Below are 16865 nucleotides of genomic sequence, written 5' to 3'. Positions count from 1 at the left end.
TGGTTACTTTACCGCATTAACTCGATTAAATATCGAATAAATACGTTGTTATGAGAAGTTTGAGTATTTATAAAATGTAAGTATAGCTAACATAGTCGCAAAAAATACCTTACATAAGTATTGACGATGTCATGTTTGGGATTTTATAATGACGACAGAAAAAAATTCGAATATGGACATTTTCTTTCGTGGGGTTGTTTATTGTTCGGAATATTTGGGAGGACGAATACATGTCGGTTGAAAACGTATTGAAATCAATTCAAGAGAACAACATCGAGTGGGTAGATTTTCGTTTTGTAGATTTAGCTGGTCGTGCACATCACATCTCGTTACCAGCTTCGGCTGTTGATGCAGACACATTCGTAAATGGAGTAGCTTTTGACGGTTCTTCTATCCAAGGTTTCCGTGGAATTGAAGAGTCCGATATGGTTATGATGCCAGATCCTGAAGCGACTTATGTCGATCCGTTCACTGCACACCCTACATTGAATGTTATGTGTGATATCTTTACACCAGATGGCGAGCGTTATGAGCGTGACCCACGCAGCATTGCTGTTAAAGCTGAAGCTTTCCTGAAAGAGAGCGGTGTAGGTACAGCAGCATTCTTCGCACCTGAGTCCGAATTCTTCATCTTCGACGATGTACGTTATGAGAGCGGCACAAACAGTTCTTCCTACTACGTTGATTCCGAAGAAGCTGCATGGAACACGAACCGCAAGGAAGAAGGCGGAAACCTGGGCTTCAAAGTTCGCACTAAAGGCGGATATGTACCAGTGGCACCAGTCGACACTCAACAGGATATTCGTAGTGAAATGTGTCGTCTGTTGGAAGAAGCAGGCCTGTCAATCGAGCGTCATCACCACGAAGTGGCAACAGCCGGTCAAGCCGAAATCAACTTCCGTTTTGATACATTGAAGAAAACAGCAGATAACCTGCTTGTATACAAATACATCGTGCACAACACTGCACGTCAATATGGCAAAGTAGCTACATTCATGCCGAAGCCGTTGTTCGGTGATAATGGTAGCGGAATGCACGTTCACCAATCCATCTTCGATGGCGATTCCCCATTGTTCTATGACAAAGCGGGATATGCGAACCTGAGTGAAATGGCTCTGCACTACATCGGAGGAATTCTGTACCACGCACCGGCTCTGATCGCGTTGACTAACCCAAGCACGAACTCATTCAAACGTCTTGTACCTGGTTACGAAGCACCGGTAAACCTGGTTTATTCCAAAGGTAACCGTTCTGCAGCAGTACGTATCCCGGTTGCAGCCGTGACACCTAAAGGTTGTCGCATCGAGTTCCGTACGCCTGACTCCACAGCTAACCCTTACCTGGCATTCTCTGCAATGCTGATGGCGGGTCTGGACGGAATCAAACGCAAAATCAACCCAACTGAGCTTGGATATGGTCCGCTCGACAAAAACATTTATGACTTGTCTGATGCAGACAAAGAAAACATCCGCAGCGTACCAGCTTCCCTGGAAGAGGCACTTGATGCACTGGCAGCGGACAACGAGTTCTTGACTGAGGGTGGCGTATTCACCAAAGAATTCATCGAGAACTACATCAACCTCAAACGTGATGAAGCAAAAGCAGTAGCGATTCGCATTCATCCGCACGAGTACAGCCTCTACTTCGACTGCTAATCCGGTCGGAACAGATTCTGTTCCCAAAATAAAAGCCTCCGGGACTCGCTCTCGGAGGCTTTTCCATGAATGGATGATGTAGTGCGTTAACTTTGCAGGGTGATAAAGTAATTTGATAACCCTGATCGTTGGCTTCAGTGCTTATTGCCCTTGAAGCGGATGGGGAATACTGATATCATAGCGATAATATTCACTTCATATGTAAGCTACGGATGGAAAGGGCGGGGGAAAAATGACAAATAGAGCGTATAATTTTAATGCAGGACCAGCGGCACTGCCACTTGAGGTTTTGGAGCGTGCGCAAGCAGAATTTGTTGATTTTCGTAATACAGGCATGTCGATTATGGAGATGTCACACCGTGGGGCAGTGTACGAGTCCGTACATAATGAAGCTCAGGAGCGTTTATTATCACTCCTAGGCAATCCGAAGGGGTACAAGGTTCTATTTCTACAGGGCGGAGCAAGCACACAGTTCGCCATGCTGCCGATGAACCTGCTCGGGGCTGGCCAGACTGCAAGTTACGTAATGACAGGCAGCTGGGCCAAGAAGGCGCTGTCTGAAGCGAAGCTGATTGGTGAAACGCACATTGCGGCTTCTTCCGAAGCAGATAAATACATGAAACTGCCGGATGTATCTAATTTGAGTTTGCCTGATCGTACCGCGTATGTGCATTTGACATCCAATGAGACGATTGAGGGTACGCAGTTTAAGTCCTTCCCGGATACAGGCTCTGTACCTCTAATTGCCGACATGTCGAGTGATATCTTCTGTAAGCCATTCGATCTTAATCAGTTTGGCATGATTTATGCGGGTGCACAAAAAAACCTTGGACCGTCCGGAATTACCGTGGTGATTGCCCGTGAGGAACTGGTAAGTGAATCACCAAAAACGATTCCAACGATGCTTCGTTACAGTACCCATACCGAAAATAATTCCCTGTATAACACCCCGCCTTCTTTCTCTGTTTATATGGTGAATGAGGTTTTGAAATGGATTGAAGAACAAGGCGGACTGAAGGGCATCGAGCAAAAGAACATCAAAAAAGCAGAATTGCTCTATAACACAATTGATTCCTCTGGCGACTTCTACCGGGGTTGTGTTGATGCAGCAGACCGATCCCTGATGAACGTGACGTTCCGCCTTGCTTCGGAAGAATTGGAGAAACAATTTATTAAAGCTTCCGAACAGGAAGGATTCGTTGGATTGAAAGGACACCGCAGCGTTGGGGGCCTTCGTGCTTCCATCTACAATGCAGCTCCTTATGAGAGTGTTAAGGCACTGACAGACTTTATGAGCCACTTTCAGCAAACAAATGGATAAATGATAGGGGACAAGATGATGAGCCTTAGCGTTTAAATAGAGCCCTTCCAGAGCCTTCCACATTGACGTGTGGGAGGCTTTTCTTTAGAATTAGAGGATTGCAACAGATACATGAATTTAAAGGAGATTGAACACATATGGCTTTGCATATCGTTCTGGTTGAACCGGAGATTCCCGCGAATACCGGCAATATTTCTCGCACATGCGCGGCTACGGGCACTCATCTGCATCTGGTTCGCCCTCTCGGATTCCGGACGGATGATGCTACCTTGAAACGGGCTGGCCTGGATTACTGGCATGCAGTTCACATTGAATATCATGATTCATTCGCTGAGGTTCAGGAGCAATACCCTGAAGGACGCTTTTTTTACGCAACCACGAAGGCGAAGAACCGATATACCGATTTTACATTCCAAGATGGAGATTTTTTGGTTTTTGGCAAAGAGACCAAAGGACTGCCTCCAGAACTGATTGCTGCTAATCCGGATACTTGTATGAAAATGCCCATGACAGGGGATGTTCGTTCGTTAAACCTGTCCAATTCGGCTGCGATTATCGTGTATGAGGCACTACGACAGCTAAATTTCCCGGGTCTGGATTGACCAGATTTCGCGATCAGATGACTGTTAGAATTCGCTAAAAAAACATTTTTCAAAAAAAAGGACAAAAAATGTTTATTTCCAGCAGGATTCGACAAAATCTTGGCGAATCTTTAAACATAGTACAATTGTACCTAGAAATTTAGAGTAAGATAGGAGAGGTGTGCCGTAGCTATGAAGCCAGCTGGAGTAGTTCGCAAAGTTGACCAATTGGGTAGGATCGTATTGCCTAAATCTTTGCGTAAAAGGTATCAAATGAATGAGGGAGATCCTGTAGAGATCTTAGTACAAGGGGACCATATCATTCTGGAGAGATACCGTCCAAAATGTATTTTCTGCGGATCGATGGAAGAAGTCAATGAGTTTAAAGAGCGTTACATATGCGCACAATGTCTGGATGAAATGACCCAGCTTCCACAGCACGGGTAAGTAAAGATAAAGAAGTATCATGACCAATAAAGGCATGATACTTCTTTTTGTTATCCGATATTTTGGCGGAGTATGGATCGTCTTGAACCACTTATGAAACAGCACTATAGATTGGCTTCAAGATGGGGGAGGATCTCGGACCAGATCAGGTCCAAAATGGCCTGCATGTTCAGTTCATCACTATTGATGGCAACAACAGCGTCGAGTTCGGGAAGGACCACGCATAATTGGCCATAGGCACCGTCAGCGCGGTAAGCGTTATGGGAACACAGCCAAAATTGATAACCATAGCCTTGCCCCCAGTCCCCTTCTCCAGGGGTAGCGATCTGGCGAGTTGTGGCGAGATCTATCCATTCCGCAGGAATCAGTTGAGTGCCTTTCCAGTTCCCCTTCTGAAGCAATAGCTGTCCAAATCTGCCTAATTCCTCAGTTGTAAGCTGCAAACCCGCACAACCCAGGGTAATGCCCAAGGGAGAGGTCTCCCACTCCACGTTGAAAACCCCCAGTGGTTCAAACAATCTGGGAATTAAATAGTCCTTCACTGTCTGACCTGAGGCTGCCTGGAACATGGCCGAGATCATAAAAGTATCGGCACTGCTGTATGTAAATGTTTCACCAGGGACTCTGTCGAGTGGCAGTGACATGTAATATTTAGTCCAATCCTTTTCCTTAAGAGTAGCCCGCTCCTCTGCCCAGAGCACTGGAACATCATGCCCTGAAGACATCCGCAGCAGGTCATACAACGTGAGGTCTGAAGGAGAAAAGGCTGTTAAATCAGGGGCAGGTGTCGGCCATGTAAAATATTCTCCCAGCCTGGATTCAAGCGTCAATATGCCTTCATCGAGAGCCAATCCTATTGCCATGCAGGTAAAAGACTTACTTATAGAATGCTGCAAGCGGCGAGTATCTTCGGTGCGGTTCCACTGTTCCCTTGTTTCTCCATGCTGCAGCACCCGAACAGAGAGTACGTTTAATTGCTGAGCTTCGATATGATGAACAAAAGTATTTAAGACGCTGGACATAATAACATCCTTTCTGCAAAAAAAAGACGCAATTTTAGAGTTGGTGAAACGTTTCCGCAATCTGGAACCAAAATTAGGGTTTATGTTAGTACAAACCTGAAGTGATGTCAATGAAAGATGTGCAACCGGTTACCAAAAGGTTATATTTTCACAATAAAAGTGCCTTTTGACGCAAATTTACACGTGAACAAGAAGTTTTTTGAGAAAAAAACGCGAAATTTGTAAAAAGGTTATTGACAGGATTTACTCATCGGGATTATGATTTATTCGAAACGATTCGAAGAAATCGCTTCCAAGTAAAAAGTGCTGTTTTTAAGACCATATGAATCAACGTTAGCTATGTTTTGAAACGATTCGAGAAAATCGTTTCGATAACCTAGTAGGCTACGGGGGAATGGCAAGGAGTTGTAGCAGGAAAACAAAAGTAGAGAGAGTACAGGCGACAACTGATGATGAAAGGGGTTCCATATGGCGCACATAACGATCGAAACCGGATCGCCTACACTATGCATGAACACAAGCATACATGTAGTGTCCTGTGACTCCGGAGAGACTTCAGGCGGTACGCTATATCTGCTGCATGGGGCAGGCGATAATGCGAGTACGTGGCAGCGATTGACTACAATCGAAATGTACGCTGCACAATATGGCTGTACGATCATCATGCCAGAGGCAAACCGAAGCTACTACACCGATATGGAATACGGCCTGAATTACTTCCATTACATTACTCAGGAATTGCCTGAGTTATGCAGGCGTCAGCTCAACCTGAATACGGATCCTGCGAAGACTTACGTTGCGGGTTTGTCCATGGGGGGATATGGTGCTTTAAAATGTGCACTGACTTATCCCGAACGTTATCGCAAGGTGGTCTCCTTATCCGGGGTTACCGACATTCAGACACGGCTTCATGATCCGCATATGCCACCAGGCATGATCAAGGAAATGAAAGCGGTTTTTGGAGAACGGTTACAGGTGAAGCCCGATCAGGACATCTACGCACTGTCAGCAAAATTGCTGCAAGAGGGTCGGCCCTTACCGGAAGTACTTAGCTGCTGCGGTGAAAGTGATCCATTTGTTGAAATGAACCGCAGATTTGCCGAGTACATGCAGGGGACTGCGTATCAATTCCGGTATGTTGAATCTCCGGGAGCTCATGAATGGAGATTTTGGGAGCAGCACCTGAGAACCATGTTTGATTTTCTGTATAACGACAAGACCATAGTAGAGTGAGGAGATGCAAATTGAAACCTGCAGCCGAAGGACCTAGCAAAAAGCTGAAGGGAAACTTGAAAGGCAATTCGCTCTGGAGTGAAATCTGGAAGCACAGAATGACGTACACCCTGCTTATTCCGGGACTCGTATGGCTGATCCTGTTCGCCTACATGCCAATGGGCGGCTTATCCCTGGCATTCAAAGATTACAAGGCGAACCTGGGCATCTGGGGAAGTCCATGGAGCGGATTTGAAAACTTCAAATACGTTTTCCGGGATCCGACGTTCATTGACGCGGTATGGCGGACATTGTACATCAATATTTTGAAACTGATCATTCAATTCCCGTTCCCGATTATTTTAGCCCTGTTACTGAACGAATTGCGGATGCGCAGAGGGAAAAAGTGGTTCCAAACCGTTCTTACTTTCCCGCACTTCCTGTCCTGGATTATCGTATCCGGGGTTGTCATCAACGTACTGGCGTATGACGGTTTGGTGAATAGTACGCTTGCGTTGCTCGGATTGCCAACCATTAACTTCCTGGGTTCCGAGTCGAACTTTGTACCGATGCTTCTGTTAACCGATATCTGGAAGTCAAGTGGTTGGAGTGCCATCATCTTCCTCGCAGCGATCTCCGGTATCGATCAGGATCAATACGAATCCGCACAGATCGACGGAGCGTCCCGTTTGCAGCAGATGTTCCGGATCACGCTGCCGAACATCATGCCGACCATTACGGTTATGTTTATCCTGTCTGTCGGCGGATTGATGTCTTCCGGTTTCGATCAGATCTTCAACTTGGCGAATGCCGCAACCAAAAACGTATCGGAAGTACTTGATGTATACATCTATCGGATTACGTTCCAGTCATCAACCGACTTCTCCTTCTCGACGGCGGTCAGCTTGTTCCGTTCCCTTGTGAATATGATCTTGCTGCTTCTTGCTGACAGATTTGCCAAACTGCTTGGCGGAGACGGATTGTTCCGATAAGAAAGGAGGAAAAATGAAATGAGCAAGAAAGCTGCCAAAAAGTCGAAGATTGGTACAGAACGAATGACGCTTCTTGATTACGTTATCTTCGCCATATTACTTGTACTTGCCTTGATGATTCTGATCCCATTCTGGAATGTCATCATGATCTCATTCGCAACACAAAAAGAATATGCCGACAATCCAATGCTAATGTTCCCTAAAGAATTCACCTTTGATTCCTATAAAGCGCTTTTCGCTGATGGAAGTATCCTGACAGGGTACAAAAATACATTAATCCTGCTTGTTATCGGTTTGCCTCTCAGCATGTTCCTGACAACAAGCATGGCGTATGGACTAAGTCGCAGCAAATTTCCATTTAAGAAATTCATCTTTTTCCTAGTGCTGTTCACCATGATCTTCAATGGTGGTATCGTACCACTCTATCTGATCATGAAATCTCTTCATCTGACAGGATCGCTATGGTCCGTTATTCTGGCAGGAAGCTTCAGTGCGTTCAACATGATCCTGATGATGAACTACTTCTACACGCTGCCGGAATCGCTAATGGAGTCAGCTCGATTGGATGGAGCCGGCGAGTGGAGAATCCTGTTCTCCGTCGTTCTTCCACTGGCTACACCAATTATTGCAACAATCACGCTGTTCTACGGCGTGGCGTACTGGAACAGCTGGTATGATGCGATGATCTTCCTGCGAAAGGCGGATCAGTTACCGCTGCAAAACGTACTGCGAACCATTATTGTCGAATCCCAGACAAATGCTTCCAACGCTTCCAGCGTGGATGCAGCCGGAGCCGCAGCCAAGTTCTCCACAGGGATGAAGATGGCCGCCGTGTTCGTCACAATGGTTCCGATTATGTGCTTCTTCCCAATGCTGCAAAAGCACTTTGCCAAAGGGGTATTAACAGGTGCTATCAAGACCTGATTATACACATAGGATTTTGAGTCAAAAATTCTAACTAAACCATGGGGGTAAAACATGAAAACGAAGAAAAAGTTATCTGTACGATCACTTTTTGCCATCACGCTTAGTGTAGTCATGCTGATGGTGACTGCTTGTTCAAGCGAAGGGGCTTCGGGTAGCAACGAGAAAGACGAAAACGGAAACTACAAAGATAAGCTCGATATTTCCGTAGCAAGTACGATTCAACTGAAAGATGGCCAATTGGATAACGAGTTCCACAAATACTGGATGGACAAATTCAATATCACTTGGGATTACAACTTCGTAGAGTGGGATTCATGGGGCGAGAAGCTTCGTCTGTGGATCAACTCCGGTGACCTTCCTGACGTTTCCAGCTGGAATTACGTTCACGGTGATGCCATGAACTACATCGACCAAGGTTTGCTTTACAAATTCCCGGATGATTGGAAAGAGCGCTGGCCTAACGTGGCGGCAGCTTACAAGCTGACTGGCCTTGGTGAGAAGCTGGAAGAATTGAAAGGCGGAACTTACATTCTGCCTAGACCGGTATATTTCGAAAACAAACCGGCAGATCCGCTGGTTAACCAAATTGGCGTCATTGCATTGCGTAAAGACTGGGCAGAAGCCGTTGGGTTCGAATTGAAAGATGCTTACACGACTTCCGAACTGATGGAATATGCACAACTGGTTAAAGACAAAGATCCAGGTAAAGTCGGAAACAAACTTGTTCCTCTGTCCTACAACGCCGATGATGCACTGACAAACATCGTTGTTGCCAACAGTGAGCATGCTCGTGTGGAATCCGCCTTTTACAAAGGCGAGGATGGCAAATATCACTGGGGTCCTGCAGATCCTGAAACCCTTACAGGTTTGAAACTGATGCAAGAAGCTTATAAAAAAGGTCTGCTTAATCCTGAATTCTACACTTGGAAAAACAGCGAAGGCAGCGACAATTTCAGAGTCAACGGCGTAGCTGCTGTAACAAGCCTTGGCGGTCTGGCATCCTACAGACAAGATATGGATACTCAAATGAAGAAAAACTTGGGTGTTGATAGCGATGAGCTGGTTCACACAGCAATCGTCGTAGGCGATGATGGCAAGTATCGTAACTTGGAGCAAGTAAACTACTGGTCCGCGACCATTTTCTCCCCAGATATCAGCGATGAGAAATTCGAACGTATCATGGATCTGATGGACTACTCCATCAGTGAAGAAGGCCAGCTGCTTCTGAATATGGGCTTCAAAGACAAAGATTGGAAATATGGCGAGAACAACGAATTGGTAAGTCTGTTGCCTGAAGGCACTACACTGGAAGATAAGTACCCAAGCCGTTTCGAAGGTTTGTACCTGCTGGGTGACGATTTCAGTATGATTAACCCGGCGATCAAGCAAGAATATCGTGATAGATCGGTTAAACACTTCCAAGATAAAGCGAAGCTCGGAACTGAGGGCGGTGCACTCGCTACCTACGATTGGGATGTTCAATTGTATGATTCCAAAGCGAAAAACCAGGCTACATTTGAATACCAAAACGAGTATGCCAACCTGATTCTGAAAAGCGGCGATCTGGAAGCCAACTGGAAAGAATGGGTGAACAGCAAAATGTCACTGGTTCAACCAGTTCTGGATGAACTGAACAATCTGAAGTAACATTCTGAACCCGGTGCGCGGTCTCTCCCCGAACGCAGCCGGGTTCTTTATTTCAACAACATGCAGTGGAGGATAACAGATATGAACAATGAGCAGTTGCTTGACCTTGTCAAACAAATGACGCTGGAAGAAAAAACCGCCCAGCTTCTTCAGCTGACCGCCAATTTTTACGAAGGAACCAATGTGGAGGGCCAGATTACAGGACCGATGGAAGAGATGGGGATTACAAAACAATCTGTCGATGCCAGTGGCTCGATCCTGGGCTTGTCAGGCGCACAGGCCATCATTGATGTGCAGCAAGCTTATATGAAAAAAAGCCGACTTGGCATTCCGCTCTTGTTTATGGCAGACGTGGTTCATGGTTTCAAAACCATTTTCCCGATCCCGCTGGCTATTGGCTGTTCATGGGATACGGACTTGGCAGAGAAAAGCGCAGAGATTGCCGCACGCGAATCGGCAGTATCCGGTTTGCATGTCACATTTGCACCAATGGTCGATCTGGTTCGTGACCCGCGCTGGGGCCGTGTAATGGAAACGACAGGCGAAGATCCTTATCTCAACAGCCTGTTTTCGGCTGCCTTTGTACGCGGATATCAGGGAGACAGCCTTAAGGATGAGCCGGACCGTCTGGCTGCATGTGTGAAGCACTTTGCGGCGTATGGAGCAGCAGAAGGTGGACGCGACTACAACACAGTAGACATGTCCGAGCGAAACCTGCGTGAATATTATTTGCCGGCTTACAAAGCTGCTTTGGACGCAGGCGTCGAAATGGTAATGGCTTCGTTCAATACTGTAGATGGCATTCCAGCGAGTGGAAATGAGAAGCTGATGCGCGACATTTTACGTGACGAGTGGGGCTTTGATGGTGTATTGATCTCGGACTGGGCTTCCATCCGCGAGATGATTGCACATGGAGCGGCTGAAGATGACCGTGAAGCTGCATACCGTGCCATTCGTGCAGGAGTCGATATCGAGATGATGACTCCTTGTTATGTTAGTCATCTGCCTGAGCTGATTCAGAGTGGTGAAGTGGAAGAGAAGCTTATAGATGAAGCGGTATTGCGTATTTTGCAGCTGAAAGAAAAACTGGGATTGTTCGACAATCCACTCCGTGCTGCGGATCCGGAACGTGAGCGCGAAATTGTATTCTCGAAGGAACATCGTCAGGTATCCTATGAGCTGGCAACCAAATCGGCAGTCTTGCTAAAAAATGAGAACAGTGTTCTGCCTCTTCAGCCCGAAGCGAATGTGGCGTTGATTGGTCCGTTTGCCCAAAGCGAGGATATTCTCGGCTGGTGGTCCTGTGAAGGCGTGAAGGAAGATGCCGTCAAACTGGGAAGCGCACTGCAGGAGCGTCTGCAGCACGGACAGATTCACATTGCCCAAGGTAGCGATGTTCACACCATTACAGCGGAACAAATCGCTGAAGCACTGGAAACGGCGAGCAAGGCAGATCTTATCGTCCTGGCTCTGGGAGAAGACGCTGAAATGAGCGGCGAAGGCGGCTCACGTACCGATATTCGCCTGCCAGCGGCGCAGCTGGAACTCGTTAAACATCTGAAGACGATTGGTAAACCCATCGCCAGTGTAATTTTCAATGGCCGTCCTTTGGATCTGCATGGTGTGTTCGAAGAATCTGATGCCGTGCTTGAAGCATGGTTCCCGGGCAGTGAAGGCGGAGCAGCGATTGCTGATGTTCTCCTGGGTGTAGTAAATCCATCTGCACGTCTGACCATGTCGTTCCCGCAATCCGTAGGTCAGATCCCGGTATATTACAACCATTTCAATACGGGACGCCCACTGAATCCGGAGAAGACGGAAGAACGATATGTTTCAAAATATATTGATAGTCCGAACGAGCCGCTGCTTCCGTTTGGTTATGGCTTGTCATATACCACGTTCGAATACGGTGCTCTGGAAGTATCGAGCCAAGAAATGACTGCCAATCAACCGATCAGCATTCAGGTTCATGTAACTAATACCGGTCAGCGCGCAGGTGTGGAGACTGTTCAACTATATGTACGTGATGTATCCGGTGAAGTGGTACGACCAATGCGTGAACTGAAGGGTTATACGAAACTTGCACTCGCACCAGGCGAGAGCGGTACTGCAACATTTTCTTTAAATGAAGAACAACTTCGCTATCATCATTCCGATTTGAGTTATCGCAGTGACAAAGGGACATTCCAGATTTTTGTCGGACCTAATAGCCGCGATACGCAGGAAAGTACGTTTAAGCTGGTGTAATTGATCAGAACGTTAAGAACATTTCAGGTGAATGGACTTCACATAAAAAGGCAGTGAAGCTGCACTGTCTTCTTCCTTTGCTGCTTGGCAGGGGAAGAAGGCAGGATAGGAGGATATGAAAAGATAAATGAATACGATGACTAGGTCGCAAATTAACATTCAAGCCGGCGAACTGAGTTTTACGTTCTGGGAGAGCGGTGATTTGTTCCAGGCCGTAAGTGGACAGGCCATGATCAATCAATTAATGACGAGCCCGGTGGACGGGGCTATGAACAATCTCTATTTGCGTTTTCATAACGAATCCGGTATTCGTTTTGTTCCAATGCTTGGCATACATTCCGACAGCCAGGTCCATCATGACAAAGACCGCTTGGTGTGGACGGGAAATGCCGAAGGTGTGACGTATCGGGTTGTTTTTGCGCCTGCTGCCCAAGGAGTTTGGTTCTGGGATGTCACGGTTAACGGGGAAGGGGAAGAAGTAGATGTTATCTACGGCCAGGACATCGGTATTGCCGATCCGGGAGCTGTACGGAGTAACGAAGCTTATCTGTCACAATATATTGATCATGCCGTGTTTGAAGATGACAAGCTGGGCTATATTGTAGCTTCCCGGCAAAACCAACCTCAGGGCGGGGTGTTTCCTTATGTGCAGCAGGGTTCATTGACCCGTGCCATCGGTTATTCGACAGATGGTTTCCAGTTCTTCGGCTTAAGTTACAAGGAAACGAATATTCCGGAGAGCTTGCTTAAGCCGTCACTGGCGAATGAAGTATATCAGTATGAATTTGCGTATACGGCCCTCCAGTCGGAGAAAGTGGTTTTGAATGGCGAAACCCGCTTTGTCTTTTACGGCCTTTTCCAGGCGAATCACGCAGCAGCCGTGAAGGAACTGGAATATAAGGAAGTTGTGGAACAAGCCTGGGACGAATATGAAGCGAAACGTACAGCGAACGCAGCTGCAGCAGCTGGCTCTGCCAACGCTTTGCCCAAAGTTTCCCTGAACCCGGCTCTGGGTGAGCCGCTGCGTGCTTTGGCTATGTCCGAAGACGAAGTGAATTCCCGTTTCCCGGCTTCAAAAAGACATCAGGAAGAAAGCGTCGATGGCGAGCTGTTGGCTTTTTTTACAGACACGTATGAACATATTGTTCTCAAGGAAAAAGAAATGCTTGTGGAGCGCCCACACGGCCATATTCTGATGAGCGGCAACAATGTGAAACTGGGTCAGAACGTGATCACAACCACTTCCTATATGTATGGTATTTTTAACTCGCACATTGTTGTTGGCAATACCAATTTCAACAAAATGATGAGCAATGCGCGAAGTGCACTGAATGTCGCCAAATCCTCCGGCCAGCGGATTTACGTTGAGATCGAGGGGATCTTCCATTTGCTCACGATGCCATCCCTCTTCGAGATGGGTTTCAACTACGTGCGCTGGTATTACAAAACGGCTCAGGACACGCTGATCGTCACCAACTATACAACATTGGATACTCCCGAAATACGTTTGCATGTGAAATCGGAAAAAGGAATTGCCTATCGCTATCTGATTACCAATCAGATCACCATGAATGTGAATGAATACGAGCTTCCTGCCCGTGTAACCGAACAGAATGGCGAACTGAGCATTAAGGCGAATCCAAGTTCCCTTAGTGCCAAAGAGTACCCGAATCTGGAGTACCGCATGTCAGTAAGCGGAGCGGCAGTGAAGGTTGGGGATGAAACCCGATTGGCGAGTGGTGTAAATTCGGGCGATGGTTCACTCTTTACATTGCAGCTGGGCAGTACGGAAGAATGGACAATGACGATTCAAGGTCTGCTTGAAGGTGGAGATGTGGTGTTGTCCCCACGCAGCTTCGAGGAAGAAGTTGACGCTTATCGTGCCTTTTATGCGGAAGTCATGAACGGGTTCCATCTGTCACGTCCTGGGAAGCAAAATGCGGAAGAGCTGTTCAAGGTTAATGCACTTGCATGGTGGTACACCCACAATATGCTGGTACATTACTCTGTTCCACATGGTTTGGAGCAATATGGTGGTGCTGCTTGGGGAACGCGTGATGTATGTCAGGGACCGGTCGAATACTTCATGGCTACACAGAAATATGAACAGGTTCGCGATATTCTGAAAATGGTGTACTCGCACCAGTACGAGGATGATGGCAACTGGCCACAATGGTTCATGTTCGATCGGTATTTCAAAATTCAGCAGGAAGAGAGCCATGGAGACATCATTGTATGGCCGCTCAAAGTACTAAGTGACTATCTAATCGCCACCAAAGATTATTCCATTCTGGATGAAAAGGTTCCTTACACCGTTAAACACGGTTTCCACTTCAGTGAAGCTAAGGCAACGGTGCTGGAGCATGCACAGAAAGAGCTGGAATATATCCGCAGCCACTTCCTGCATGATACCTTCCTTTCTTCGTATGGAGACGGAGACTGGGATGATACACTTCAACCGGCGAATGCCCAATTGAAACAGTACATGGTCAGCAGCTGGACCGTTGCTCTCACGTATCAAACGCTGAGTCAGTTATCCAGAGCACTTGTACCTGTAAAGCCGGAACTTGCAGCAGAATTAAGCAGCATGGCAGCAGGTGTGAAAAAGGATTTTAACAAATATATGCTGGATACAGAGGTTATCCCTGGTTTTGTATATATGGAAGATCCGGAACAGGCCAAGCGCATGCTGCATCCGGATGACAGCGAGACAGGCATCCAGTACCGCCTTTTGCCAATGACACGCAGCATGATTGCCGAGCTTCTGGAGCCTGAACAGGCGGCTTCCCATTATCGTCTGATTAAGGAGAAGCTGTTCTGTCCGGATGGGGTAAGGCTCATGAACCGTCCAGCACAATACGATGGCGGGGTCAGCACGCATTTCAAACGTGCAGAACAGGCATCCAACTTCGGACGTGAAGTAGGCCTACAATATGTGCATGCACATATCCGCTACATTGAGGCAATGGCAAAGCTTGGTCATCCCGAGGAAGTCTGGAATGGTCTGGGCATCATCAACCCTGTAGGTATTCAGCAAGTCGTGCCTAATGCGGATCTTCGTCAAAGCAATGCTTATTTCAGCAGTTCTGACGGCAAATTCAACAATCGATATGAAGCACAGGAACAGTTTGGTAAGCTTCGCACCGGTGATGTTCAGGTAAAAGGCGGATGGAGAATCTACTCCAGTGGACCGGGGATCTACATGAACCAGCTGATCTCAAACGCGCTGGGCATTCGTCAAGAGGAAGAAGATCTCGTACTTGACCCGATCTTGCCAGCCAGTCTGGATGGATTGCATTTTGACTTCCAATATAACGGGAAGAAAGTGACATTTGTCTATCATCTTACCGGAGAACCGGTACGACGCATGCTGTTGAATGGCAAGGAACTGGAATCTACGAGACTGCAACAGCCATATCGTCAAGGAGGACTGCGGATTTCTCGCACAACCCTTGAACAGAATCTTGGCGAGAGCAATGTGATTGAGATTTACGGCTAAAAAAGAAGTCAGGTCCTCCAACACGGAGGGCCTGATCAACATAACAGGGGAGCGAAGATTGTGGTCAGTATCAAGGATATCGCCAAAAAGGCGGGAGTTTCGATCTCTACCGTGTCGTATGCGCTGAATGGCAGCAATAAAGTGACAGACGAGACCAGCTCCAAAATTTTGGCCATTGCCAAAGAGCTGAACTATGTTCCGAACGCTGCCGCGAGAACGTTGAAGAAACGCGAGTCCAAAATTCTCGGTGTATTTCTGACAGACTTTAGCGGAGATGTATACGGTGATTTGCTTAGTGGTATGAAGACTGTTTGTAATGCGCAAGGTTATGACCTGATTGTCTGCAGTGGTAAGCAATCGCATCGGATGCTTCCAGAGCGAATGATTGATGGAGCGGTTATACTCGACCACACATTTGCCAGCAAGGAACTGCTGCAATATGCCGATCGGGGCCATAAAATTGTCGTTCTTGACCGGGAATTGGATCATCCCAACATCAATCAGGTGCTGCTGGATAACAAGGCAGGAGCCACACTGGCAATGGAGCATCTTATTGATCAGGGGCATACGAAGATTTATGTTGTTACAGGGCCAGAAGGTTCATTTGACTCCGCCCAGCGGATGAAGGCGGTAAGGCAGGTCACCGAGCGTGAAGCGAATGTGGAATGGATCGAGATTGAGGGGGATTTTGAGAAAAGTGGCGGAGAACAGGCGGCTGAGTTGATTATTCGGGACTATAAGGAACCCGTTGCTGTATTTTGTCTTAATGACGAGATGGCGATTGGGCTATGTAACCGTCTAGCGGAAAGTGAGCTGCAGATTGGCCGGGATGTTGACGTTATCGGTTTTGACAACATTGAACTGAGCAAATATGTTCAGCCGAGATTGGTCACCATCGATTATTCCAAACGGAAATGGGGCTCCCTCGCAGCCGAGCAGTTAATTAAAATTATTGCGGGAGAACCCGTGGATCATGAACGGATCTATGTCACTCTGGTGGAAGGCGGCTCCGTTCGCAGCCAGGTTCAACAAGAGATTCGTTTGCCGATTCGCCATGAACGGGCGGTCAGCTATTAATGGCAGGGATTGTTTTTGCAAAATGGTTCATCATGGCCAGCTTCAAACCATGCTGTTACTGCACCTCAAGAGACAAGGCTTAGAAGAATTACAGCATTCTTTTAAGCCTTGTCTCTTGGTATATACACGTATCTAAGCATAAAAAAAACCTCTCATAAGAGAGGCTTGGCCTTTAGAGGCCCTTGGTTTTGTCGTTGTTGTAGGATGCAGTGAAAATGCCTGTCATATACAATGCGAG

The 16865-nt window shown here is 47.0% G+C and carries 12 protein-coding genes; 11 read left to right on the top strand and 1 reads right to left on the bottom strand.

The genetic code is table 11. The features are described from left to right. Positions 1 to 230: 230 nt before the first annotated feature. The 4 genes from glnA to AB3N00_RS09290 all read left to right on the top strand — a co-directional run bounded on the left by glnA (position 231) and on the right by AB3N00_RS09290 (position 4004). Complete coding sequence (glnA, locus tag AB3N00_RS09305; protein ID WP_413034280.1) at positions 231 to 1655, top strand: type I glutamate--ammonia ligase; 1425 nt, start codon at positions 231 to 233, stop codon at positions 1653 to 1655. A gap of 232 nt (positions 1656 to 1887) precedes the next feature. Then, positions 1888 to 2976, top strand: a complete 1089-nt coding sequence (serC, locus tag AB3N00_RS09300) for a 3-phosphoserine/phosphohydroxythreonine transaminase (protein ID WP_413034279.1) — start codon at positions 1888 to 1890, stop codon at positions 2974 to 2976. A 137-nt stretch (positions 2977 to 3113) separates the two neighbouring features. Then, positions 3114 to 3578, top strand: coding sequence for a tRNA (uridine(34)/cytosine(34)/5-carboxymethylaminomethyluridine(34)-2'-O)-methyltransferase TrmL (gene trmL, locus AB3N00_RS09295; protein WP_413034278.1), 465 nt, complete (start codon positions 3114 to 3116; stop codon positions 3576 to 3578). Between the two features lie 171 nt (positions 3579 to 3749). Next, positions 3750 to 4004 (top strand): AbrB/MazE/SpoVT family DNA-binding domain-containing protein, encoded by a 255-nt coding sequence (locus AB3N00_RS09290; protein ID WP_024629045.1) that lies wholly within the window; start codon positions 3750 to 3752, stop codon positions 4002 to 4004. A gap of 104 nt (positions 4005 to 4108) precedes the next feature. On the opposite strand, the gene AB3N00_RS09285 is transcribed toward AB3N00_RS09290, so the two are convergent. Beyond that, positions 4109 to 5026 carry a serine hydrolase domain-containing protein gene (locus AB3N00_RS09285; RefSeq protein WP_413034277.1) on the bottom strand — a complete coding sequence of 306 codons (918 nt, stop codon included), beginning with the start codon at positions 5024 to 5026 and terminating at the stop codon, positions 4109 to 4111. Between the two features lie 468 nt (positions 5027 to 5494). Here AB3N00_RS09285 and AB3N00_RS09280 point away from each other — a divergent pair, with 468 nt between their 5' ends. The 7 genes from AB3N00_RS09280 to AB3N00_RS09250 all read left to right on the top strand — a co-directional run bounded on the left by AB3N00_RS09280 (position 5495) and on the right by AB3N00_RS09250 (position 16627). After that, positions 5495 to 6259, top strand: a complete 765-nt coding sequence (locus tag AB3N00_RS09280; protein WP_413034276.1) for an alpha/beta hydrolase — start codon at positions 5495 to 5497, stop codon at positions 6257 to 6259. 11 nt (positions 6260 to 6270) lie between these two features. Next, positions 6271 to 7230, top strand: a complete 960-nt coding sequence (locus tag AB3N00_RS09275; protein ID WP_413034275.1) for an ABC transporter permease — start codon at positions 6271 to 6273, stop codon at positions 7228 to 7230. A gap of 18 nt (positions 7231 to 7248) precedes the next feature. Further along, positions 7249 to 8154, top strand: a complete 906-nt coding sequence (locus AB3N00_RS09270; protein ID WP_413034274.1) for a carbohydrate ABC transporter permease — start codon at positions 7249 to 7251, stop codon at positions 8152 to 8154. Positions 8155 to 8208: 54 nt separating this feature from the next. Beyond that, complete coding sequence (locus AB3N00_RS09265; RefSeq protein ID WP_413034273.1) at positions 8209 to 9804, top strand: extracellular solute-binding protein; 1596 nt, start codon at positions 8209 to 8211, stop codon at positions 9802 to 9804. 81 nt (positions 9805 to 9885) lie between these two features. After that, positions 9886 to 12051: a beta-glucosidase BglX gene (gene bglX / locus AB3N00_RS09260; protein WP_413034272.1), complete on the top strand. Its 2166-nt coding sequence runs from the start codon at positions 9886 to 9888 to the stop codon at positions 12049 to 12051. Positions 12052 to 12178: 127 nt separating this feature from the next. Then, positions 12179 to 15550 (top strand): GH36-type glycosyl hydrolase domain-containing protein, encoded by a 3372-nt coding sequence (locus AB3N00_RS09255; RefSeq protein ID WP_413034271.1) that lies wholly within the window; start codon positions 12179 to 12181, stop codon positions 15548 to 15550. A gap of 60 nt (positions 15551 to 15610) precedes the next feature. Beyond that, positions 15611 to 16627 carry a LacI family DNA-binding transcriptional regulator gene (locus AB3N00_RS09250; protein WP_413034270.1) on the top strand — a complete coding sequence of 339 codons (1017 nt, stop codon included), beginning with the start codon at positions 15611 to 15613 and terminating at the stop codon, positions 16625 to 16627. Positions 16628 to 16865 lie beyond the last annotated feature (238 nt).

The sequence above is a fragment of the Paenibacillus xylanilyticus genome (assembly GCF_047246825.1).
GTDB lineage: Bacteria > Bacillota > Bacilli > Paenibacillales > Paenibacillaceae > Paenibacillus > Paenibacillus xylanilyticus_B.
Note: the sequence above shows the minus strand (reverse complement) of the source record. Positions and strands in the feature narration are given on the sequence as shown.